Here is a 21,111-nt window from a genome sequence, read left to right as displayed (position 1 = left end):
CATCTTGGCGCGGTCGAACCAGGCCACCGGGGGGCGCGGCGCATGACGGCACCGCTTCCTTGACACAGGATAAGCCTCGTACGCGCACAGAATCACGGTACGTCGCGGACGAGACGAACGCGCTGCGATTCATACGTCCAAGCGTGGCGCACGTTCCCATCGGCGAAGGACACGGAAAGTATCGGCGAACCCGACCAGAAACCAGCCACTGGCGTGTTCGGGAAGTGGTTGGTGTTGATAGAAGGGAACGCCGTGCACACATCAACGAGACTCGACAACTCCTTCACGTTCGGCAACCGCCAATCGTTATTGCCAGCAAAGGTGCTTGCTTCAGCGTGCGCTAGTGCATCAAAAAATTCCAACGCCAGTGGGTCACCACTCTCGCAGTTGACGCCGCTTAGGCCTTCAGCGCACTGCTTCCACATCAAACTGGTGCGTTTATCGGTTACCGTGCCATTGCCATGGTTTATATAAGCCTCATCGGGATTGCTCGCTGGAAGGTTGTTTCGGCAGAAATCCGCTTGGACGTTAGCACCCCAAAGGAATAGACCCAAAAGGATCAGGGCGGACCATTCTCTCAATGTGGCTTGCATCATGCCCCCTATTCAAACGTGTCGACTAATAAGCTCGCCGCGTTTCAGGTCGCATCCAACACCCTCCGCACGCCCTCGCGGCAAGCCACGATTAAGAATCTGGCATACGATGCCTTGGCATCAGCGGGCAATCGACCGTTGCAGATGAACGCTTGCGGGGTACGGGGGATCCAGGAGAAGACAGTCCCTCCCGCGCACGATCGCTTTCAGTGTCCCCCGGCGACTGCGCGAAGCCAACACCTCCTGGTACCCAAATAAGTCCGGCGCGTTCCAGATCACTCTCCGTCGCGCACCAAGCGCACATAATGCTCTAAGCCCCGACTGTCGTTATCATCGACAACCGTCCTCGTGCTAGTCGGCGAAAATAGGATCCGCCAAGCGTTGCTCGAATTTTTTGCGCTGGGGGTCCCCGTCCAAAAACTACGACTTCTTGTGTTGGGGAAATACCCGCTATCTACCCGAACATCTCTGTCCCGCCCGTAATCCACGATCCCCTGTAATTCTAGGCGCGTTGGCATACGCCAGTCACTTGCTCCACACAGACCCTCGTCGTTTACTGCTTGCACGAAACCGGTGGTATCGCAGATGGGCCCGTGTCGTCCGCCGCAGGAGCCGCCATTCTTTACACCGGGATTTCCGTCGGGACTGCCAGGGTCATACCAAGTGTACTTGTGTATATCCCCACGCAGGTGGTGGGCACCCCTCACCTTTACCTCCCAAATCAGCCCGGTGACGTTGTCACGCGTACAGGCCCAGTCGTTGGGTCCACTACCCAGCGAGGCTGAGAACGGCAACTCGGAACCGTCGTTCGCAATCTTGGTGAAGTCAAACCCAGCGTTGCCACCTCCCACCTTAATCAGCGTGCCGGCGGCTGCTTCCGCATCGCGGCCGTACTGGCAATCCTGCCCCGGGGCGTGCTGAGGGTCACAGAAAGAAACTCGCCCACCCATGTGGTCAACGCTCCAGAAAATGCCCGTATCGTTGAGCGGAGCAACAGCGCTCACCATCTCCAATCGGACCGTCTGCGGGGCCTGAAGCCAGGCACGCCCCTCCTCATCGATCACCTCAAGCACCAAGTGGTAGCCCGCATTCCTCCGCAGTTCCCCAACCGTCAGCCCAGGGAGAGCATCTGCGATCATTCGGCCTTCGGTGCATGAACTGTAGTTGCTGATGTCACAATCCGCGTCGCGGGAAACAAAGACGTTGTAGGCCCAGTCCGAGCGCTGATCCCAGTTCATGGTCACTTGGCCTTGCGAAGGATTGAATTCAAAATCCGGCATAGGCAGCAGTGGAGGAACGCCATCCCCGGGTTGCCCCGCCCAACTCAACAACTCGGGAATCCGCTCCAGTGCCCCGTCATAAGTGGCCTCTTCGTGGGTCACACCTGACAATACATCACGCCCCGCCTCGCGAAACTCGAGTTGCTGCGCTTCCTCCAGGGAGCCGTAAGTCAGGCCCTGCTGTCTCTGATAATCCATAAATCTTAAAGAGACACGCACACGATTCCCGAACCGTGCCATGTCCTGCTCTGCTTCGGGATTGCCCCAACCGCCGTCGATCAGTGCAATGATCATTTCATTGCGCTGGACGCGACCCGTCTCCAGGGCCTCCAGCCAGTAGGCCAACCCTTCATCATCCACGGGTCGATCGAACAGGTTTTGATAGAGGGATTCAATCAGCGGGCCGTGTCCCAGGGACTCGGGATAGGATTCCTGCACCAGGGGCTGGTCAAAGAAGCTTTGGGCGACCGTGGTCGGTGTCCACTCCGGGTTGCTGCGAATGTTCTCCACCCAGTAGTCCACGCCCTCAAGATCCGGCGCATATCCCAGGGTCGCCAGGTAGATTTCCGTGACACGCCAAGGGGTACCATCTCCCCGCTCGACGGCGTGTGCCGGCGAGCAAACCAGCATGAAGGCGAGCGTAAGAACTGCACCCGCCAGCGTCCGCATCGAGCGCCACCATAAATACCCCCGCATTAAACCCCCTTCGACGCTCTTCAAGCGCCGCTCTCTTCGCGGTTTACCCACAGTGCAGAGTGGACTTGACAAGATCGATTTTTTGCTCACAAGGGGTGTTTAGAACACGATGTGCCATGCGTCAAGCTTTTCAGGCCAATTAAGCGAGGCGCAGTCAATCCCCTGAAGGGGCCAGTAATTGAGAAAGTTGCATTTTTTAGGGCTACAGGACTGGGAGTGCGGCGACAGGCACAGGCCGCTCCCACACAAGCACAGCGCCTCCGGGACCATGATAGACTGCCATCGTCGGCATGATACTTGTCCCCGGAAGGCCAGGCATGGCTACTGATCAGCGCCTCAGACTCCCCATCGGAATTCAAACCTTCTCCGAGATCCGCGAGGGGGGCTATTACTAAGTGGACAAGACGCCCGTCATCGAACGCCTGGTCCAGCAGAACAAGTACTATTTCCTCTCCCGCCCTCGACGCTTCGGCAAGAGCCTGCTGCTGGACACCCTGCGCTGCCTGTTTGAAGGCCGTCAGTCACTCTTTGAGGGACTTTACATCCACGACCGCTGGGACTGGCAGACCGTCCATCCGGTCATTCGACTGAGTTTTGGCGATGGGGTGCTGACCAGCCGCGAGGCCCTGGACATTCACATCCATGAACTGCTCAACGCCCAGGCCGAAGCGTTGGACGTTTCCCTGCGCAATACTTCGATCGCTGGTCGTTTTCGTGAGCTTATCCACCAAACGCACCAGCGCCAGAGTCAACGGGCGGTGCTGCTGATCGACGAATACGACAAGCCCATCCTGGACAATATCCGCGAACCCGAGCGCGCCCGTGAGCTGCGCGAAGGCTTGAAGAACCTCTACAGCGTGCTCAAGGATGCCGATCCGCACCTGCACCTGGTGCTGCTCACTGGCGTATCCAAGTTCAGCAAGGTCAGCCTGTTCTCGGGGCTGAACAACCTGCGAGACATCACCCTGCTACCCGAGTTCACCACCCTCTGCGGCTACACCGATGACGATCTGGATACGGTGTTTGCCCCCGAGTTGCCTGGCCTGGATCGCGATGCCATCCGGCAGTGGTACAACGGTTACCGCTGGGGAGGGCAGGAGGTGACCTCCGTCTACAATCCCTTTGATGTCCTGCTGTTGCTCCAGAATCGCCAATTCGGCCCCTACTGGTTCGAGAGCGCGACCCCCACCTTTCTGGTGGATATGCTCAGGCAACGGGGCATCTACACGCCATCGCTGGATAATTGGGAAACGGAATACGAACTGCTCAGCCAGTTCGACGTGGACAACATCAGTACCGACGCCCTGCTGTTCCAGGCCGGCTACCTGACCATCAAGACATTGGAAGAGCCCATGCTGGGGTACCGCCAGTACACCCTGGGCTTTCCCAACCAGGAAGTGGAAACCAGTCTCAACCTTGCTCTGCTGCCCTCGCTGGGCCTGGAAAACGCCCCTCGGGCGCGCAGAACCCTGTTTACCCACCTGCGCAACCATGACCTGGCCGGGCTGGAAAACCACCTCAAGGCCCTCTATGCGGGCCTGCCTCACGACTGGTACCGCAACAACCCCATCGTCCAATACGAAGGGCACTATGCCAGTGTGTTTTACAGTCACTTTGCGGCCCTGGGGGGGCAGGTCACGGTGGAAGACTCCAGCCACCATGGCAAGGTGGACATGACGGTGGACTTTGCCGGGCACATTTACCTTTTCGAGTTCAAGGTGGTGGAGCAACTGCCCGACGGCAAGGCCCTGGAACAGATCAAGGCCAGAGGCTACGCAGAAAAATACCGCGCCACCGGCAAGCCCATTCACCTGATCGGTGTGGAATTCTCCAGCGCACAGCGGCAGATCGTGGCGTTTGATGTGGAGACGATCCGAGCCTGACCCAGCGCGTAGTTGGCACCGACTCAGAACCGCCGCCCGTACCGTGTCAGCACCGCCGTGTCAGCAGGTGCATTGCGCACATGATCCGGCTCCAGTACATGCAGCACATTGAACTCCAGGCGCCGGGTGGGGGAGGGTGAAAAGGCGTAGCCCAGTTCGATATCGGTCTGCCGGCCGGTGGGGGTGAGGGGGACTTGCCGGCGTTCCCGGATGACTGATCCTTCCTGGGTGCGACCCACCGGAATGTCGAATGCTGCCTGTCCGGATTCCACGCGCAGCAGCTGGGCCAGGCTGAAAAAGCACTGGCAGAGGGTTGAATGGATCATGCGTCTGATCTCCTGGCCTGAAGACATTCGGCAATTCGCCCCGATTATCGCTCATGGGCCCGAGGATGGGGGAGCTGCTCAGGCCGGGGTCGCAAAACATGCCCCATGGTTTACGATGTTGGGCTGCCCCTCGGTCATCCGACCCTGAACATCGAATCATGGATATGTCAGATCATTCTAATCACTCCATCGCCGTGACCGGCGCCACCGGCTGGATCGGCGCCGCGCTGGTGGCGGCGCTGGCCGAACGCGGGCGACCCGTGCGCCCGCTGGCTCGCTCGGGGATGAGTGTGGCCGGGGTGCCCGTCACCCTGATCGAGGATATTGGCCCGCAAACCCGTTGGGAGGCTGCGCTGTGTGGGGTGGACACCGTGGTGCACGCCGCGGCCCGGGTGCATGTGCCGGTGTCCCGAAATGCTGAGGGGGAGGCCTGGGCGGCCCTTGATCGGGTGAACGCCGACGGTTCTGCCCGGTTGGCGGCCGAGGCTGCCCGCCTGGGGGTGAGGCGGCTGGTGTATCTCAGCTCGGTGAAGGTGCATGGGGAATCCACGCCGGTGGATGCGCCGGCCCGGGCGGATCCCGCGCCTTCCCTACCCATGCCCGACGACCCTTACGGTCGTTCCAAGTGGCGCGCGGAGCGAGCCCTGGCCGACGTGGCGGCCCGTACGGACCTGGAGGTGGTGGTGATCCGCCCGCCGCTGGTCTACGGCCCCGGGGTGGGCGCCAACTTCCAGCGACTGGTGCGCTGGGTTGAGCGTGGCCGACCCTTGCCCCTGGCCCGGGTGGACAACCGGCGTTCGCTGGTGGCGCTGGATAACCTGGTGGATCTGATCCTGCGATGCATCGATCATCCCGCGGCGCCAGGCGGTACGTTCCTGGTCTCCGACGGTGAAGATGTGTCCACACCAGAGCTGGTGCGGCGCATCGCCCGTGCGGCGGGTGTGCCTGCCCGGTTGTGGCCGGTTCCCGTAGGAATGTTGTCCGGGGCGGCCCGCCTGTTTGGCCGCGCCGATCAGGCAGCGCGCCTGCTGGAAAATCTTCAGGTGGATATCTCCGCGACCCGGGAGAGGCTGGGCTGGCATCCGGTGGTGTCCATGGCCACCGCCCTGGAGGCCACCGTGAGCGCCCGTGGTCGGATGGGCCGGCCATGACGGGTGTGGGGGTGCTGGGATGGCTGGTGCTGATGATGTGCTCGGCCCTGGCAACGGCGGGCCTGCGACACCACGCCTTGCGCCATGGTCTGCTCGACGTGCCCAATGCACGCAGTTCCCATCAGCGTCCCACGCCTCGGGGCGGCGGTATGGCCATCGTTGTCACGGCGGCGGTGGCCTGGACGGTGCTTGCCGGGTCGGGGGGGCTGGCCCCATCAGTCTATGCGGCCCTGCTGGGGGCCTCGCTGGCGGTCGCGGGCATCGGCTGGATGGACGATCGCGGACATGTGTCGGTGCGCACCCGCCTCGGGGTGCATGGACTGGCAGCGATATGGGCACTGTTCTGGCTTGGGGGCTTGCCGCCGGTGATCCCATGGCTGACTGGAGTGGATCCGGGGGTGTTTGGCCTGGGCCTTGGGGTGCTTTACCTGGTCTGGCTGCTCAATCTCTACAATTTCATGGATGGTATCGATGGGCTGGCGGGTATCCAGGCGCTGACGGTCTGCCTGAGCGCCGCGCTGCTGGGTGCCCTGGCAGTGGGCATGGAGGCAGCCTGGGGGCCGTTGTTACTGGCGGCGGCGGTGGCCGGGTTCCTGCCCTGGAATTTTCCGCGGGCACGCATCTTCATGGGGGATGGGGGCAGCGGTTTTTTGGGCATGACCCTGGGTGTGCTGTCCCTGTACGCGGGGTGGCTGGATCCGGCGCTGTTCTGGGCCTGGCTGATCCTGCTGGGCGTGTTCGTGGTGGATGCCACACTCACGCTGTTGCGGCGCCTGCTTCGCGGCGAGCCGGTACACCAGGCCCACCGACGACACGCCTATCAGCGCGCCGCCCGCCACCTGGACTCCCACATACCCGTCACCCTCGGCGCGGCCACCATCAACCTGTTCTGGCTAACCCCCTGGGCAGCCGCCGTGGCGCTGGGGGCAATCCCCCCCATGGCCGGCCTGGCCCTGGCCTACGCACCACTCATCACGCTGGCCCTCCTCCTCGGCGCCGGCAGACCCGGCGACTCCTGAAAAGGGATCAAAAAGGGGACAGACACCTTTTCCTCCGGAAAAGGTGTCTGTCCCCTTTTTGTCGTCCCCTTTCTTGTCCTACGGCCTGAGTTCCTTGGGCAGGGAGAAGGTCACCTTTTCACTGCGGCCTTCATGTTCCACGCAGGTCTCCACGCCCAGGGGCTTGATGTGCTCCACCACCTGCTGCACCAGCAGTTCCGGGGCTGAGGCGCCGGCGGTGATGCCGATGCGCTGACGGCCCTCCAGCCAGCGCGGGTCGATGTCCTCGGCGCCATCGATGAGATAGGCCTGGATGCCCATCTTCTCGGCGATCTCCCGTAGACGGTTGGAGTTGGAACTGTTGGGGGAGCCTACCACCAGGATCAGGTCGCACTGCCCGGCCAGGGACTTGATGGCGTCCTGGCGGTTCTGGGTGGCATAGCAGATGTCGTCACGGCGTTGCCCCTGGATGTTGGGGAAGCGCTCCCGCAGCACCTGGAAGATGCCCTGGGTGTCATCCATGGAAAGGGTGGTCTGAGTCACGTAGGCCAGGTGGTCCGGGTCCTTCACGGCCAGTTCCTGAGCCTGCTGGATGTTTTCCACCAGGTAAATCTCGCCGCCCTGGCTGCGATCATACTGCCCCAGGGTGCCGTCCACTTCCGGGTGGCCGGCGTGACCGATGAGGATGACTTCCTCACCCCGGGCGGCATGACGGGCCACTTCCATGTGCACCTTGGTGACCAGCGGGCAGGTAGCGTCGAAGACCCGCAGGCCGCGCTTGTCGGCTTCGTGCCGCACACTGCGGGGTACGCCGTGGGCACTGAAGATCACGGTGGCGCCATCGGGCACCTGATCCAGTTCCTCCACGAAGACGGCGCCCTTTTCCCTGAGTTCGTTCACCACGTAGCGGTTATGCACCACCTCGTGGCGCACATAGATGGGCTGGCCGAACAGGTCCAGGGCCCGTTCCACGATCTCGATGGCCCGGTCGACACCGGCGCAGAATCCACGGGGGTTGGCGAGGAGGATGTGCATGTTTATCTGGCCTGAGGGTGACTGGTAACCCCGCATCCTACAACAACCGAGCCAGGGTGCCGAATGGGCATGCCAGCACTGGGGGAATAGGACAGCGGGTCTCTTTGATACGGGGGTGTTTGGCCGAGGTGACGAGTATATTTGCTATGATCAGTGCCCGGATCCCTTCTCTTGCAGGTGCCGCATGTATGCAATCGAGTTTGAGGCGGATGTCCGTGAAGGGGTTGTGAAGATCCCTGAAGGGTACGAACGCCTGAATAATGTTCACGTCCGTGTCGTTGTACTGGTTGAGGAACCGGTGGGTGACTCTGACGTCCAGGCCTTTTCAGAACATTCGGCCGGTATCATTGAGGAATGGCTGGCACCTGGCGAGGATGAGATATGGAAATAGCGCCGGGTGACCTGGTGTTGTGCGAATTCTATTTCTCGGATCTGAAGACCCGTAAACGCAGGCCCGTCGTCGTGTTCAAGGATAATCTCCCCTTCAAGGACTTTGTCGGTATCCCGGTCAGTAGCCAGACATCCAGGCTGCATGCTGACGAGCATATTCTCGAGCCGTCCGACCTGGCAGCGGGAACACTTCCGAAGCGATCGAAGGTCATGGTGAGGAAGACCTTCGTGATCTCCAAGGATGTGATCGTCAAAAAATACGGCTACCTGACGCCTGCACGCCTGCGGCAGTTGCATGAAGACTTCTGCCATTTCTTCGGATGCGGCGGTCGGAACTAGATGCTTGCTTCAGTTTGGCTTTTTCACTGACAGAACTTCAATTTCCACGGTGATCTCATGCCCCGCCAGCGGGTGATTGAAATCCACCGTGATCCTGTCCCCTTCGATCTCCCGGATCAGCCCCGGGATCTGCTCCCCCTTGGGTGTGTCGAACCCCACCAGCAGGCCTGGCTCCAGGGGCATGTCCTCGGGGAAGTCGCTGCGCTCCATGGTCTGCACCGCCTGGGCGGTGGCGAAGCCGAAGGCCCGTTCAGGGGGCAGGGTGGTGGTGCGGGATTCCCCCTCTGACAGTTCGGTGACCAGCCCCTCCAGGGCCCCATGCAGTTCTCCCTCGCCCACGGTGAATTCCACCGGCTCGCCCCCATCTTCCCGCGTGCTGTCGGCCACCTGGCCGTTTTCCAGGGTGATGGTGTAGTGCATGCGCACCCGGCTGCCGGGCGAGATCATGTGCCCTGCGTCCCTGGACGTGCGGGCATCAGGCTGGTGGCGATGAGGATCACGGCGCCTATGGTGATGGCGCTGTCGGCGATGTTGAAGGTGGGCCAGTGGTAGCCGGCATAGTGGACGTCGATGAAGTCGATCACGTGCCCGTGCAGGATCCGGTCGATGACATTGCCGATGGCGCCCCCCAGGATCAGCGCCAGGCTGATGGCCGTGCCCGTCTCGCCCCGCTTGAGGCGGTACAGCCACCAGATAATGATGGCGCTCACCAGCAGCGCCAGGGCGGTGAAGAACCAGCGTTGCCAGCCGCCGGCGTCACTGAGAAAGCTGAAGGCGGCGCCCTGGTTGTACACCAGGGCGAAGTTCAGGAAGGGCAGGATCTCCATGGGGGCGAATTGCACCAACTGGTACTCGGCAATGCGTTTGGTGATCTGATCCAGGACGATCACTCCGAAGGAGAGCCATAGCCATTTGAGCATGTTGTTGGGATCCCTTGTTGCTGAGGTTGTGGTGATGGACGGCGGCCCGCTCAGGCAAATGCCCGTTGCTCCCCCTCGCCCGCCACGTTCTCCACGCAGCGCCCGCACAACTCCGGATGCTCGGTGCTGGCCCCGACATCTTCCCGATGGTGCCAGCAGCGCGGGCACTTGGCATGTTCGCAGCGCAGCGCGCGGATGGCCAGGGCGGTGCCATCCGGCAGGGCGGAGGCCGCGGCCGTGGCCGGTGCCTGACCCAGGGCATGTACCCGGGCGTAAGAGGTGATCAGCACGAACCGCAATTCATCCCCCAGGCGACTGAGGATCTCCTGCAGGCCGGCATCGCAATACAGGTCCACCTCGGCATCCAGGGAGGCGCCGATGCCGCCTTCGTTGCGCAGCTTCTCCAGTTCACGGCTCACGCACTGACGGACCTCCAGCACCCGGCGCCAGTCCTCCACGCCCAGCGGCGCATCGTCCTGCAGGGGGAAGAGTCCATCGTACCAGGTGTTGAGCAGCACCGAGGCGTTGCGCTCGCCGGGGATCTGCTGCCAGATTTCCTCGCCCGTGAAGGAGAGGATGGGCGTCAACCAGCGTGTCATGGCCTCGATGATGTGGTACATGGCCGTCTGCGCCGAGCGGCGCGCACGGCTGTCCGCCTGGGTGGTGTACTGACGGTCCTTGATCACGTCCAGGTAGAAACTGCCCATCTCCACCGAGCAGAAGTTATGCACCCGCTGGTAGATCTGGTGGAACTGGTAGTGCTCGTAGGCGCGGATCACATGCTGCTGCACCTGCAGGGCCTGGTCCACGGCCCAACGGTCCAGGGGCAGCATGCGCTCGGCGGGTAGCAGGTCCGTGGCCGGATCGAAGCCGTTCAGGTTGGCCAGCAGGAAGCGGGCGGTATTGCGCATGCGTCGATAGGCATCGGCGGTGCGCTTGAGGATCTCGTCGGAGACGGCCATCTCGCCGCTGAAGTCGGTGGCTGCCACCCATAGGCGCAGGATGTCGGCGCCCAGGGTATCCATGACTTTCTGCGGGGCCACCACGTTGCCCTTGGACTTGGACATCTTCTGGCCCTGGGCATCCACCGTGAAGCCGTGGGTGAGCACCGCCTTGTAGGGCGCGACGCCGCGCATGGCCACGGAGGTGAGCAGGGACGACTGGAACCAGCCCCGGTGCTGGTCGGAGCCCTCCAGGTACAGATCGGCCGGCAGCCCCAGGCCCGGGCGACGCTCGGTCACGGTGGCGTGGGTCACGCCGGAGTCGAACCATACGTCCAGGGTGTCGCTGAGTTTTTCAAATCGTTCGGCGTCGTCACCCAGGAGTTCCTGCGGGTCCAGCGAGAACCAGGCCTCGATGCCTTCCTTCTCCACCTTTTTGGCCACGACCTCGATCAGGTTCTGGGTGTCTGGGTGCAGTGCGCCGGTTTCCTTGTGGATGAACAAGGGAATGGGCACGCCCCAGTTGCGTTGCCGGGAGATGCACCAGTCCGGGCGGTTGCTCACCATGCCTTCGATGCGGGCGCGCCCCCAGTCGGGCACCCATTGCACCTGCTCGATGGCCTTGAGTGCGCCGTCGCGCAGTTCCGCCTTGTCCATGCTGATGAACCACTGAGAGGTGGCCCGGAAGATGATGGGGGTCTTGTGGCGCCAGCAATGGGGATAGCTGTGGCGCAGTTTCTCCATGTGCACCAGCGCCCCCCGCTCCTTGAGCACTTCCAGGATGCGGCCGTTGGCCTCGGTCACGCTCAGCCCGGCGAACAGCTCCGTGGAGGGCAGGAAGCGGCCATCGCCTCCTACCGGATTGTCCACGGACAGGTCATAACGGCGACCGACGATGTAGTCGTCCTGACCATGGCCCGGGGCGGTGTGCACGGCGCCGGTGCCGGCTTCCAGGTTCACGTGCTCGCCCAGGATCACGGGTACCTGGCGGTCGTAGAAGGGGTGCTGCAGCAGCAGGCCTTCCAGGGCCGCGCCCTGAGCGCGACAGATGATGTGGTGGCCTTCCAGTCCGTAGCGTTGCACGAGGTTGTCCACCAGGTCGGCGGCCACCAGCAGGCGCTCGTCATTCACGGCCACCAGGGCGTACTCCAGTTCCCCGTTCAGGGCCACGGCCTGGTTGGCGGGCAGGGTCCAGGGGGTGGTGGTCCAGATGACCACGCTGATGGGGCCGCTGCCGGCATCACTCTCCCCATGCATGCGTCTGAGCAGATCCTCGTCGTCCAGGGCACGGAAGCGCACGTCGATGGCCGGGGAGGTCTTGTCTTCGTATTCCACCTCGGCTTCGGCCAGGGCGGAACCGCAGTCCACGCACCAGTGCACGGGCTTGTTGCCCTGGATGACGTGGCCACGGTCGATGATGCGGCCCAGGGCGCGCATGATGTCCGCTTCCACGGCGTAGTCCATGGTCAGGTAGGGGTTCTCCCAGTCGCCCAGTACGCCCAGGCGCTTGAAGTCATCGCGCTGGCGGTTCACCTGATCCTGGGCAAAGTGGCGACAGGCTTCACGGAAGGCGCGGGCATCCGTCCCCTTGCCGGCCTTGCCCTGGCTGCGCTCCACCTGCAGTTCGATGGGCAGGCCATGGCAATCCCAGCCGGGCACATAGGGGGCGTCGTAGCCCGCCAGGGTGCGGCTTTTGACGATGACATCCTTGAGGATCTTGTTCACCGCATGGCCGATGTGAATGTCCCCATTGGCATAGGGTGGGCCGTCGGCCAGCACGAAGCGGGGTCGACCAGCGCTGGCCTGGCGGATCTGCTGGTACAGTCCTTCTTTTTCCCAGGTGGCCAGCATGTCCGGCTCGCGCTTGGCCAGGTTGCCGCGCATGGGGAAGTCGGTCTTGGGCAGGTTCAGGGTGTCTTTATAGTCGGTCAAGCTGGAAATCCTCGATTCAGTCCGGCGAACGGGCGTCGTCGGGCCGCACCTGAAAGAATGCACGGGCATGGTCAGCGTCCCGGGTGATCTGCGCGCGCAGCTCATCCAGGGAGGCGAAGCGTTTTTCATCCCGCAGGCGGTGGAGCAGGTCCACATGCAGGTGTTTTCCGTAGAGGTCGGCATCCACATCGAACAGATGCACCTCCAGGCGGTTCTGGACGCCCCCCACCGTGGGCCGGGTGCCGGCATTGGCCACGCCTTGCACCGGTTCGCCGGGCAGGCCGAACACCTCCACGGCAAACACGCCGCGCACCGCCATGGGGCAGGGGCCCAGACGCAGGTTGGCGGTGGGGAAGCCCAGCAGGTGGCCCTTTTTGTCGCCATGGGCCACGCGCCCATTGATGCGATAGGGGCGGCCCAGGAGTTTTTCGGCCTCATCCATGCGGCCTTCGGCCAGGGCGCCGCGGATGCGGGTACTGCTCACCCGGGCCCCATCGATGTGAAAGGTGTGCATGTGCGCCACATCGAAACCATGCACCCGTCCCGCCTCGCGCAGGGTTTCGAAGTTGCCTGCGCGGCCCTTGCCGAAGCGGAAGTCATCACCCACCACCAGGTGACGCACACCCAGGCGCTCCACCAGCAGTTCCCGGATGAAGTCCTGGGCACTCATCCCTGCCAGGGCCGGGTTGAAGTTCAGGCACAGCAGCCGGTTAACGGAAAAACGGCGCATGGCCAGGAGCTTGTCCCGGAAGCGCTGCAGCCGGGCTGGCGAGCGCTCGCCCATGAAGTATTCCCGTGGCAGGGGCTCGAAGGTGACCGCCACCGTGGGCAGGCCCAGTTCGGCCCCTTTTTCGGCCAGTTGTCCGAGCACCGCCTGGTGCCCCAGGTGCACACCGTCGAAGTTGCCGATGGTGACCACCGAGCCCCGGTGTCGGGGCCTCAGGTTGTGGGCACCGCGAATCAGTTCCATGGGATTGGCCGCAAAAGCCTCGATTATACGTGGGGGGGTGGAACGTTTACAGGGTCACAGACGTCCCGGCGGGTCACCTCAGCAGGAATGTCCGCGGTCGCACGCCCGTGGCCAGCAGTGCCAAGCCATAGGCTCCGCCGCCCAGGGCGATCAGGCCCAGCAAGGCGCTCACCCGGGTCAGCGCCGGCCACTCACTCCACTGGCTCAGTTCCGGAGTCAGTAGCAGCAACAGCAGGGTGAGCAGGCCGGCTGCCAGCAGCATGCGCCACCACAGTCCCAGCCAGCCTGGCAGAATCACCAGGATGCCATCGCGGCGCAGCCCGCGATAGAGCAGCCCGGCATTCAGGTAGGCCGACAGCGACGTGGCCAGGGCCAGGCCGGCATGCGGCCCGGGCCAGCCCATCCACACCCAGGGCACCACAATGGCCAGGTTCAGCGCCATATTGGCCAGCATGGCGATCACCGCCACCTTCACCGGGGTCTTGGTGTCCTGGCGGGAGAAATACCCCGGCGCCAGGATCTTGATCAGAATGAAGGCGGGCAGACCGATGGCATAGGCCATCAGCGACAAGGCGGCCATGCGGGTGTCGCTCTCCAGGAACTCCTGATACTGAATGAGTGCCGCGAGGATGGGGGCGGCCAGCAGGATCAGACCCAGGGCCGAGGGCAGGGCGATCAGCAGGGAGAGGCGCAGGGCCCAGTCCAGGGTCTTGCTGAATGCCTGCGGGTCCTTGCGGGCGTATTCCCCGGAGAGGCGCGGCAGGATCACCGTGCCGATGGCGATGCCGAACAGGGCCAGGGGCAGTTCCACGAAGCGGTCGGAGAAATACAGCCAGGTGATGGAGCCTGCGGCCAGGAACGAGGCGATCAGGGTGTCCACCAGCAGATTGATCTGCACCACCGAGGTGCCGAAGATGGCCGGGAGCATGAGCTTGGCGATGCGTTTCACGCCCTCGTGGGCCCGGCGCAGCCGGGGGCGCGGCATCAGGCCATGGCGCACCAGGAAGGGTACCTGGAAGGCCAGTTGAACGATACCGGCCAGGAACACGCCCCAGGCCAGGGCCACCACCGGCTCGTTGAAGTGCGGCGCCCCCCATACGGCGGCGGCGATGAGGGACAGATTCAGGAATACCGGCGTGAAGGCCGGCACCGCGAACCGCCCCAGGCTGTTGAGAATGCCCCCGGCCATGGCCGTGAGCGAGATGAACAGCAGATAGGGGAAGGTGATGCGCAGCATGTCGGTGGCCAGGGCGTGACGGCCATCCTCCCCGTGAAATCCGGGGGCAAACACGCTGATCAAGAGGGGGGCAGCCAACACCCCCAGCAGGGTGGTGAGGAACAGCACCAGGGTGAGGGCGCCGCTCACATGGTCCACCAGATCCTTCAGTGCCTTGTGGCCGCGCTGCTCACGAAACTCCGCAAACACCGGCACGAAGGCCTGGGAGAAGGCCCCCTCGGCAAACAGCCGGCGCAGGAAGTTGGGGATGCGAAAGGCGACGAAGAAGGCGTCGGTGGCCCCGCTGGCGCCGAAGCTCACCGCCAGTACCATATCCCGCAGATAGCCGAACAGCCGCGACACCAGGGTCATGGCGCTGACAACAGCGGTGGACTTGAGCAGTCGGCTCATGGGTTGAAGCGAGCTCGCGGTTTGCCGGGCACAAAAAAAACCCGGGGTGACCGGGTTCACAGGCACATCATCACAGATGAACCAGAAAGCCCCTCTCCCCCGGGGAGAGGGGTTGGGTGAGGGCCTTCTCCCCCCTGGGGGGGGAGAAGAGAGTCAGGTCGATTACAGCGCCCGCACCCGTGCGTTCAGGCGGCTCTTGTGACGCGCTGCCTTGTTGCGGTGCAGGACACCCTTGGAAACGGACTTGTCGATGACCGGCACAGCGGCCTGGTAGGCGCTGGTGGCGGTGTCCTTGTCACCCGCTTTCACAGCCTTCAGCACCTTCTTGATGGCAGTGCGAAAGCGCGAACGCGCGGCCATGTTGTGCTGGCGATTCTTTTCGCTCTGGCGGGCACGCTTGCGAGCTGAGGCGATGTTGGCCAAGGTAATCTCCTGAAAATTCGGGTCAGTTCCGGAAAAGCCGGCAATCTTGCATGGAAGCGGGGGGAATGTCAATTCCCCTGATGCCCGCATCTTTCATGAACTTGCTGCGCTGCAGATTGATCCGCCGCAATGCGGCTGCCACTCTTGGCTGCACCCGCCGCCAGAGGAGGCGATGGGGAACACCAATGGAGGATACGTCATGACACAATCCTGTCCGACCGGGATGAGCGCTCACGAAGGCCGAACCGCGGCTTCGGGACTGAAACGCTGGCAGGGCCTGGCCATGGCCTGGCTTCTCATCAGCCTGGCCTTCCTGGTGGTGCCGTCCACGGCTGCCGCTGCGGACCCCGCCGCCCGCGTGGTCTACCACGCAGATTTCTCTGATCCCCGCCGGTTCAGCGCCATGCTCACCAGCATCAACAACATGGCGGTGCACTACGAGAATGAACTGATGGATCACGACATCCGCATCGTCGCCGTCTCCCACGGCATCCGTTTCCTGACCGACGACCCCCTGGAAGGCTCCCCCTTCGCCGAGGACGACACCCTGGCCGCCGAACGTGACAATCTGCGCGGTCGACTCAGTTCCCTGATGTCCGTGCATGGCGTGAAGGTGGAGCTCTGCGACATCACCCGCTCGGCCCTTGATTTGCCGGAAGATGGGCTCTACGACGGGGTGTCCATGGTGCCCTCAGGCGTGGTGCGCCTGGCCGAACTGCAGAACACCAAGGGGTTTGCCTACATCAAGATCGAATAGTCCCGGCCTGGTGCTCATGCATCACGGTGTTGGGGCACCTCCGATGATGAAAGAGACGCTCCAAGCCCCTCTCCCCTGCGGGGAGAGGGGTTGGGGTGAGGGGTGAGGATTGGCGCAGTGCCTGCTTCACCCCCTCATCCCCAGCCCTTCTCCCCCGAGGGGGAGAAGGGGGTGTCTGTCGCTGAGCATTGCCTCTGTCAAATCAAGCTCGGAGTCCCTGCCCTGCATCAAGGCCCTGCCGGCTGCCGGAGGTCTGTTGGCGGGCTTCAGCCGCAGGAAGCGGCTGCAGAGCCTACATGGATGTATTCACGGCGTCCCGCCAACAGACCTCCGGCAGCCGGCAGGGCCGCTACCCCCGCAGCCTGTCAGCACCCGACAGGGCCGCTACCCCCGCAGCCTGTCCCGAAGATGGAGCGCCATCGCACCCTACAACACCACCAGATTATCCCGATGCATGAGCTCCGGCTCATCCACATACCCCAGGATGGATTCGATCTCGTCACCCCGCCGACCCATGATCCGGCGCGCCTCATCGGCGGCGTAATTCACCAGCCCGCGGGCCACCGGGCGGCCATCCGGGTCCAGGCAGGTGACCACCTCGCCCCGGGAGAAACGCCCCTTCACATGGGTGACCCCCACCGGCAGCAGGCTGCGGCCCGCCTCCTTGATCACCCGTGCAGCGCCCGCATCCAGCAGCAACTCCCCCCGGGAGACCAGCTGCCCGGCGATCCACTGCTTGCGCGCTGCCAGAGGCTCCCGATCGGGGCGCAGCAAAGTGCCCAGATCCTCACCGGCAGCGATGCGCTCCAGCACGCCGGAGGTGCGGCCCGAGGCGATCAGGGTGTGGGTGCCGGAGCGGGCCGCGCGGGCCGCGGCCGTGAGCTTGGTGGCCATGCCCCCGCTGCCCAGTCGACCGAAGGTGGGCGCCACCAGGCGCAGCAGGCTCGGATCCGAGGCCAGACCCTCCGACACCAGGCGCGCATCCTGAAAGGTGCGCGGATCGCGGTCATACAGGCCCTTTTGATCGGTGAGGATCACCAGCAGCGACGCCTCCACCAGATTGCAGACCAGCGCCGCCAGGGTGTCGTTGTCACCAAAGCGGATCTCCTCGGTGGCGACGGTATCGTTCTCGTTCACCACCGGGATGGCATGCATGCGAAGCAGGGTGCGCAGGGTGCTGCGGGCATTGAGATAACGACGCCGATCGGCCAGATCATCATGGGTGAGCAGCACCTGAGCAGCATGCAGACCGTGTTTCTGAAAATGGCTCTCATAGGCCTGTACCAGGCCCATCTGCCCCACGGCAGCCGCTGCCTGCAACTCATAGAGGGCCGAGGGTCGCTCACTCCATCCCAGGCGCGTCATGCCCTCGGCCACGGCCCCGGAGGACACCAGGATGATCTCGTGGCCGGTACGGCTGAGCCTGGCCAGTTGGTCAGCCCAGCCGGCCAGAGCCTGCATGTCCAGGCCCTGGCCGTCGTTGGTGATCAGTGCCGAGCCGATCTTGACGACCCAGCGGCGGGACTTGCCCAGTGCTTCACGTGTCGCTGTCATGCTCTTCCAGGTATCTCATGACCTGTTGTGTAAGGGTGTCCGTGCCCTCGCCGGTGAAGGCGGAGATGTGAAAGACCGGTCCCTTCCAGTCAAGGGCCTCGATCACGGCCTGGCAGCGCGCTTCGCGCTCATCCGACGGGATCAGGTCCACCTTGTTGATCACCAGCCAGCGAGGGCGTTCCAGCAATTGCGGGTCGAACTGGGCCATTTCCTGCTCGATCACACGAACCGCCTGCTCAGGCGCCTGCTCAGGATCGGGTGGTTCGATGTCCACCAGGTGCAGCAGCAGGCGGTTGCGGGCCAGGTGCTTGAGGAACTGTATGCCCAGTCCCGCGCCCTCCGCCGCGCCTTCGATGAGCCCGGGGATGTCGGCCATCACGAAACTCTGTAGCGGCCCCACGCGAACCACGCCCAGATTGGGGTGCAGGGTGGTGAAGGGATAATCAGCAACCTTGGGGCGGGCGCCGGAGACTTTGGAGATGAGCGTGGACTTGCCGGCGTTGGGCAGTCCCAGCAGGCCCACATCGGCCAGGACCTTCAGTTCCAGGCGCAGTTGACGCAGCTCCCCGGGCGTGCCCGGCTTGGACTGCCGCGGGGCCCGGTTCACCGAGCTCTTGTAGCGGGTGTTGCCCAGGCCGTGGAAGCCGCCCTGGGCCACCAGCAGTTTCTGGCCATGGTTCACCAGGTCGCCGATCAATTCACCGGTCTGGGCGTCGAAGGCCAGGGTGCCCACCGGCACCTCCACTTCCAGGTCCTCGCCAGCATGGCCGGTCATGTTGCGGCCACGGCCATTCTCACCGCGCCCGGCCTCGAAGTGCCGCTGGAAGCGAAAGTCCGCCAGGGTGTTCAGGTCGTGGGTGGCCACCAGGTAGACGGAACCCCCGTCGCCCCCGTCGCCCCCGTCCGGGCCGCCAAAGGGGACGTATTTCTCCCGGCGAAAGCTCACGCAGCCGTTGCCGCCGTCGCCGGCCTTGACCTTGATGGTGGCTTCATCAACGAATTTCATGGGCTGGCTTCTTGTTCCGGGGTGGTGGTTGCCCTGTCAGGATACGTCGCCCGGGGGCAAAGCGACACCCTCTCCTGTGGTTGGGCGCGGGAGGTAGGGGCATTAAAAAAGCCCCGGAAGGCCGGGGCTTTGGAGTCCTTGCTGCCGCTTGTGGCCGGCAATCAGGCGGCGAGTACGCTCACGTACTTGCGGCCCTTGGGACCTTTGGTCTCGAACACCACCTTGCCGTCCGCCTTGGCGAACAGGGTGTGATCCTTGCCGCAGCCCACGTTGAGGCCGGGGTGGAACTGGGTGCCACGCTGACGAACGATGATGTTGCCGGCGATCACGGCCTGGCCGCCGAAGCGCTTCACACCAAGACGTTTGCTTTCTGAGTCGCGGCCGTTACGGGTACTGCCGCCTGCCTTCTTATGTGCCATCTGATCTTACCTCTTGCCTATCAACCGGCGATGGAAGTGATTTCCAGCTCGGTGTAGTGCTGGCGGTGCCCCATCTGCTTGCGGGAGTGCTTGCGACGGCGGAACTTGATGATCTCCACCTTTTCGCCGCGCCCGTGGGCCTTGATGGTCGCGGTCACTTTGCCGCCTTCCACGTAGGGTGCACCCACCTTGATGTCTTCGCCGCTGCCGACCAGCAGGACGTTGTCGAATTCCACAGAGGCGCCTTCCTCCGCGTCGAGCTTCTCGACCCGGAGTTTTTCACCCTGGGCAACCCGGTACTGCTTGCCACCGGTAGCGATAACCGCGTACATCTTTGATGTTCTCCGAAAAGGTCTTCAATCCAAAGACGCGGAAGTTTACCTGCGCCGCAAGCGGTGGTCAAATAGAAACACACGCAAACTCAGGGATACGCCTTGACACTTAACCACTCCGTTCCTAGCATGCCCGAGGCTCCTTCCCTTAGTGATCAAATTCCGTCCATGGACCTTAACCAGATTCGCGACCTGATCGCCGACGATATGAAGGCGGTGGACGACTGCATATGTCGGCGTCTGCAATCCCCCGTGGTGCTCATCAACCAGCTGGGCCATTACATTATCAGTAGTGGCGGCAAGCGCTTGCGTCCCATGCTGGTGCTGCTGTCCTCCGGGGCGTGTGGCTATCGGGGTACGCAGCACATCGAACTGGCTGCGGTCATCGAGTTCATCCACACGGCCACCCTGTTGCACGATGACGTGGTGGACGCCTCGGAGATGCGCCGAGGCCGGGAGACCGCGAATGCGCGCTTCGGCAACGAGGCCAGTGTGCTGGTGGGCGATTTCCTCTACTCCCGCTCCTTCGAGATGATGGTGGAGATCGGCAACATGCGCATCATGGAGATCGTTTCCCACACCACCAGCACGGTGGCCGAGGGTGAGGTGATGCAGTTGCTCAACTGCCATGACGCGGACACCACCGAAGAGCGCTACATGCATGTGATCCAGTCCAAGACGGCCAAGCTCTTCGATGCGGCCGGGCGCGTCGGCCCGGTGCTGGCGGAACAGCCCGAGGCGGTGATTCAGGGGCTGGCGGCTTACGGCATGCACCTGGGCACGGCCTTCCAGCTGATTGATGATGTGCTGGATTACAGCGGTGACCGTGATGCGATGGGCAAGAACATGGGTGATGATCTGGCCGAGGGTAAGCCGACGCTGCCGTTGATCCATGCCATGCGTGTGGGCAGCGAGGCGGATGCCGCTGTGGTGCGCGAGGCCATCGAGAAGGGCGGACGTGATTATGCCGAGCGGGTGTTGGCCGCCATCCAGGCCACAGGGTCCATCGAGTACACCCGTCGCATGGCGGAGCAGGAGGCGGACAATGCCATTGAGGCCCTGTCTGTCCTGCCGGAGAGCCCTTACCGGGAGGCCATGGCTTCGCTGGCGCGGTTTTCCGTGGGTCGGGGATATTGACTACGGCGGGTGGTGGATGGGGTTTCGCGGAGTTGGACTTTCGCGATGCTTCGTAGCACAATACGCAGCCTGTCGGGCCGGTGGGCCCTACGGTTCATCGGAGTGTAGCTCAGCCTGGTAGAGCACCGCCTTCGGGAGGCGGGGGTCGAAGGTTCGAATCCTTTCACTCCGACCAGATCGAAAAACGCCACGAGGGTTATCCCTTCGTGGCGTTTTTTTTGGCGGGTGCCGGGGGTGGTTGCCGGGGTGGCGTCTCCCTGGTGCCGGGGGGCGGTGCGCGGGACGCCGTGAATACATCCCTGTAGGCTTTGCAGCCGCTTCCTGCGGCTGAAACCCGCGCACCGCCCCCCGGCACCAGGGAGACTGGTCACTGTCCGGGCTTCGTTCACCCCCTCATCCCCG

General features: G+C 63.4%; 20 protein-coding genes, 1 tRNA gene and 1 pseudogene. 8 read left to right on the top strand and 14 right to left on the bottom strand.

Features of this window, described 5'->3' with window-relative positions:
- Window positions 1–92: 92 nt before the first annotated feature.
- Entirely contained in the window at window positions 93–596 is a 504-nt protein-coding gene (locus LPW30_RS15110; protein ID WP_239681271.1) for an Lcl C-terminal domain-containing protein, read from the bottom strand.
- Window positions 597–868: 272 nt separating this feature from the next.
- Complete coding sequence (locus LPW30_RS15105) at window positions 869–2,593, bottom strand: Lcl domain-containing protein (protein WP_239681270.1); 1,725 nt, start codon at window positions 2,591–2,593, stop codon at window positions 869–871.
- A gap of 293 nt (window positions 2,594–2,886) precedes the next feature.
- Between LPW30_RS15105 and LPW30_RS15100 the strand changes: the two are divergent.
- A pseudogene (locus LPW30_RS15100) lies at window positions 2,887–4,452 on the top strand (ATP-binding protein).
- A gap of 23 nt (window positions 4,453–4,475) precedes the next feature.
- On the opposite strand, the gene LPW30_RS15095 reads toward LPW30_RS15100, so the two are convergent.
- Entirely contained in the window at window positions 4,476–4,778 is a 303-nt protein-coding gene (locus LPW30_RS15095; protein WP_239681269.1) for a hypothetical protein, read from the bottom strand.
- A 164-nt stretch (window positions 4,779–4,942) separates the two neighbouring features.
- Between LPW30_RS15095 and LPW30_RS15090 the strand changes: the two genes are divergently transcribed.
- Window positions 4,943–5,929 carry an NAD-dependent epimerase/dehydratase family protein gene (locus LPW30_RS15090; RefSeq protein WP_239681268.1) on the top strand — a complete coding sequence of 329 codons (987 nt, stop codon included), beginning with the start codon at window positions 4,943–4,945 and terminating at the stop codon, window positions 5,927–5,929.
- The gene (locus LPW30_RS15085) at window positions 5,926–6,948 is read left to right on the top strand and encodes an MraY family glycosyltransferase (protein ID WP_239681267.1); all 1,023 of its coding nucleotides are present in this window, start codon (window positions 5,926–5,928) and stop codon (window positions 6,946–6,948) included. Before LPW30_RS15090 ends, LPW30_RS15085 begins: the two co-directional genes overlap by 4 nt.
- Before the next feature lie 78 nt (window positions 6,949–7,026).
- Here LPW30_RS15085 and ispH read toward each other — a convergent pair whose 3' ends face one another.
- Entirely contained in the window at window positions 7,027–7,962 is a 936-nt protein-coding gene (gene ispH / locus LPW30_RS15080) for a 4-hydroxy-3-methylbut-2-enyl diphosphate reductase (protein ID WP_239681266.1), read from the bottom strand.
- 184 nt (window positions 7,963–8,146) lie between these two features.
- Here ispH and LPW30_RS15075 point away from each other — a divergent pair, with 184 nt between their 5' ends.
- Together LPW30_RS15075 and LPW30_RS15070 are read left to right on the top strand one after the other, a co-directional pair.
- Window positions 8,147–8,353 (top strand): hypothetical protein, encoded by a 207-nt coding sequence (locus tag LPW30_RS15075; RefSeq protein WP_239681265.1) that lies wholly within the window; start codon window positions 8,147–8,149, stop codon window positions 8,351–8,353.
- Window positions 8,344–8,691: a type II toxin-antitoxin system PemK/MazF family toxin gene (locus LPW30_RS15070; protein WP_239681264.1), complete on the top strand. Its 348-nt coding sequence runs from the start codon at window positions 8,344–8,346 to the stop codon at window positions 8,689–8,691. Before LPW30_RS15075 ends, LPW30_RS15070 begins: the two co-directional genes overlap by 10 nt.
- A 9-nt stretch (window positions 8,692–8,700) precedes the next feature.
- Here LPW30_RS15070 and LPW30_RS15065 read toward each other — a convergent pair whose 3' ends face one another.
- From LPW30_RS15065 to rpsT, 6 genes are all read right to left on the bottom strand, one after another.
- Complete coding sequence (locus LPW30_RS15065; RefSeq protein ID WP_239681263.1) at window positions 8,701–9,138, bottom strand: FKBP-type peptidyl-prolyl cis-trans isomerase; 438 nt, start codon at window positions 9,136–9,138, stop codon at window positions 8,701–8,703.
- Entirely contained in the window at window positions 9,135–9,611 is a 477-nt protein-coding gene (gene lspA, locus LPW30_RS15060; RefSeq protein WP_239681262.1) for a signal peptidase II, read from the bottom strand. Before lspA ends, LPW30_RS15065 begins: the two co-directional genes overlap by 4 nt.
- Window positions 9,612–9,661: 50 nt before the next feature.
- Window positions 9,662–12,484: an isoleucine--tRNA ligase gene (ileS, locus tag LPW30_RS15055; RefSeq protein WP_239681261.1), complete on the bottom strand. Its 2,823-nt coding sequence runs from the start codon at window positions 12,482–12,484 to the stop codon at window positions 9,662–9,664.
- Between the two features lie 16 nt (window positions 12,485–12,500).
- Entirely contained in the window at window positions 12,501–13,454 is a 954-nt protein-coding gene (gene ribF, locus LPW30_RS15050; RefSeq protein WP_025282997.1) for a bifunctional riboflavin kinase/FAD synthetase, read from the bottom strand.
- Window positions 13,455–13,527: 73 nt separating this feature from the next.
- Window positions 13,528–15,081, bottom strand: coding sequence for a murein biosynthesis integral membrane protein MurJ (murJ, locus tag LPW30_RS15045; protein WP_025282996.1), 1,554 nt, complete (start codon window positions 15,079–15,081; stop codon window positions 13,528–13,530).
- 162 nt (window positions 15,082–15,243) lie between these two features.
- Window positions 15,244–15,504, bottom strand: a complete 261-nt coding sequence (rpsT, locus tag LPW30_RS15040; RefSeq protein WP_025282995.1) for a 30S ribosomal protein S20 — start codon at window positions 15,502–15,504, stop codon at window positions 15,244–15,246.
- A 223-nt stretch (window positions 15,505–15,727) separates the two neighbouring features.
- Between rpsT and LPW30_RS15035 the strand changes: the two genes are divergently transcribed.
- Window positions 15,728–16,261: a DsrE family protein gene (locus LPW30_RS15035; RefSeq protein WP_035369615.1), complete on the top strand. Its 534-nt coding sequence runs from the start codon at window positions 15,728–15,730 to the stop codon at window positions 16,259–16,261.
- A gap of 426 nt (window positions 16,262–16,687) precedes the next feature.
- Here LPW30_RS15035 and proB read toward each other — a convergent pair whose 3' ends face one another.
- The 4 genes from proB to rplU form a co-directional block, all read right to left on the bottom strand.
- Window positions 16,688–17,815 (bottom strand): glutamate 5-kinase, encoded by a 1,128-nt coding sequence (proB, locus tag LPW30_RS15030; RefSeq protein ID WP_025282993.1) that lies wholly within the window; start codon window positions 17,813–17,815, stop codon window positions 16,688–16,690.
- Window positions 17,799–18,821, bottom strand: coding sequence for an Obg family GTPase CgtA (gene cgtA / locus LPW30_RS15025; protein WP_025282992.1), 1,023 nt, complete (start codon window positions 18,819–18,821; stop codon window positions 17,799–17,801). Before cgtA ends, proB begins: the two co-directional genes overlap by 17 nt.
- A gap of 161 nt (window positions 18,822–18,982) precedes the next feature.
- Window positions 18,983–19,240 (bottom strand): 50S ribosomal protein L27, encoded by a 258-nt coding sequence (gene rpmA, locus LPW30_RS15020; RefSeq protein WP_025282991.1) that lies wholly within the window; start codon window positions 19,238–19,240, stop codon window positions 18,983–18,985.
- Between the two features lie 20 nt (window positions 19,241–19,260).
- On the bottom strand, window positions 19,261–19,572 hold the full coding sequence (gene rplU, locus LPW30_RS15015; RefSeq protein ID WP_025282990.1) for a 50S ribosomal protein L21: 312 nt from the start codon (window positions 19,570–19,572) through the stop codon (window positions 19,261–19,263).
- Window positions 19,573–19,740: 168 nt separating this feature from the next.
- On the opposite strand from rplU, the gene ispB reads away from it, so the two are divergent.
- Entirely contained in the window at window positions 19,741–20,709 is a 969-nt protein-coding gene (gene ispB / locus LPW30_RS15010) for an octaprenyl diphosphate synthase (RefSeq protein WP_025282989.1), read from the top strand.
- A gap of 98 nt (window positions 20,710–20,807) precedes the next feature.
- Window positions 20,808–20,884: transfer RNA gene (locus tag LPW30_RS15005), tRNA-Pro, on the top strand.
- The last annotated feature ends 227 nt before the right edge of the window (window positions 20,885–21,111 follow it).

This window comes from Ectothiorhodospira variabilis (genome assembly GCF_022227625.1).
Classification (GTDB): domain Bacteria; phylum Pseudomonadota; class Gammaproteobacteria; order Ectothiorhodospirales; family Ectothiorhodospiraceae; genus Ectothiorhodospira; species Ectothiorhodospira haloalkaliphila.
The sequence above is the reverse complement of the archived record's forward strand: the minus strand, read 5'-3'. Positions and strand labels throughout refer to the sequence as shown.

Excerpts from the sequence above, each read along its gene's own strand:
- LPW30_RS15035 (WP_035369615.1), top strand. The coding sequence starts at position 15,728 with ATGAGCGCTCACGAAGGCCGAACCGCGGCTTCGGGACTGAAACGCTGG.
- cgtA (WP_025282992.1), bottom strand. The coding sequence starts at position 18,821 with ATGAAATTCGTTGATGAAGCCACCATCAAGGTCAAGGCCGGCGACGGC.
- LPW30_RS15085 (WP_239681267.1), top strand. The coding sequence starts at position 5,926 with ATGACGGGTGTGGGGGTGCTGGGATGGCTGGTGCTGATGATGTGCTCG.
- LPW30_RS15070 (WP_239681264.1), top strand. The coding sequence starts at position 8,344 with ATGGAAATAGCGCCGGGTGACCTGGTGTTGTGCGAATTCTATTTCTCG.
- rplU (WP_025282990.1), bottom strand. The coding sequence starts at position 19,572 with ATGTACGCGGTTATCGCTACCGGTGGCAAGCAGTACCGGGTTGCCCAG.
- rpmA (WP_025282991.1), bottom strand. The coding sequence starts at position 19,240 with ATGGCACATAAGAAGGCAGGCGGCAGTACCCGTAACGGCCGCGACTCA.
- ribF (WP_025282997.1), bottom strand. The coding sequence starts at position 13,454 with ATGGAACTGATTCGCGGTGCCCACAACCTGAGGCCCCGACACCGGGGC.
- LPW30_RS15065 (WP_239681263.1), bottom strand. The coding sequence starts at position 9,138 with ATGATCTCGCCCGGCAGCCGGGTGCGCATGCACTACACCATCACCCTG.
- ispB (WP_025282989.1), top strand. The coding sequence starts at position 19,741 with ATGGACCTTAACCAGATTCGCGACCTGATCGCCGACGATATGAAGGCG.
- ispH (WP_239681266.1), bottom strand. The coding sequence starts at position 7,962 with ATGCACATCCTCCTCGCCAACCCCCGTGGATTCTGCGCCGGTGTCGAC.
- proB (WP_025282993.1), bottom strand. The coding sequence starts at position 17,815 with ATGACAGCGACACGTGAAGCACTGGGCAAGTCCCGCCGCTGGGTCGTC.
- murJ (WP_025282996.1), bottom strand. The coding sequence starts at position 15,081 with ATGAGCCGACTGCTCAAGTCCACCGCTGTTGTCAGCGCCATGACCCTG.
- lspA (WP_239681262.1), bottom strand. The coding sequence starts at position 9,611 with ATGCTCAAATGGCTATGGCTCTCCTTCGGAGTGATCGTCCTGGATCAG.
- LPW30_RS15075 (WP_239681265.1), top strand. The coding sequence starts at position 8,147 with ATGTATGCAATCGAGTTTGAGGCGGATGTCCGTGAAGGGGTTGTGAAG.
- LPW30_RS15095 (WP_239681269.1), bottom strand. The coding sequence starts at position 4,778 with ATGATCCATTCAACCCTCTGCCAGTGCTTTTTCAGCCTGGCCCAGCTG.
- LPW30_RS15110 (WP_239681271.1), bottom strand. The coding sequence starts at position 596 with ATGATGCAAGCCACATTGAGAGAATGGTCCGCCCTGATCCTTTTGGGT.
- LPW30_RS15090 (WP_239681268.1), top strand. The coding sequence starts at position 4,943 with ATGTCAGATCATTCTAATCACTCCATCGCCGTGACCGGCGCCACCGGC.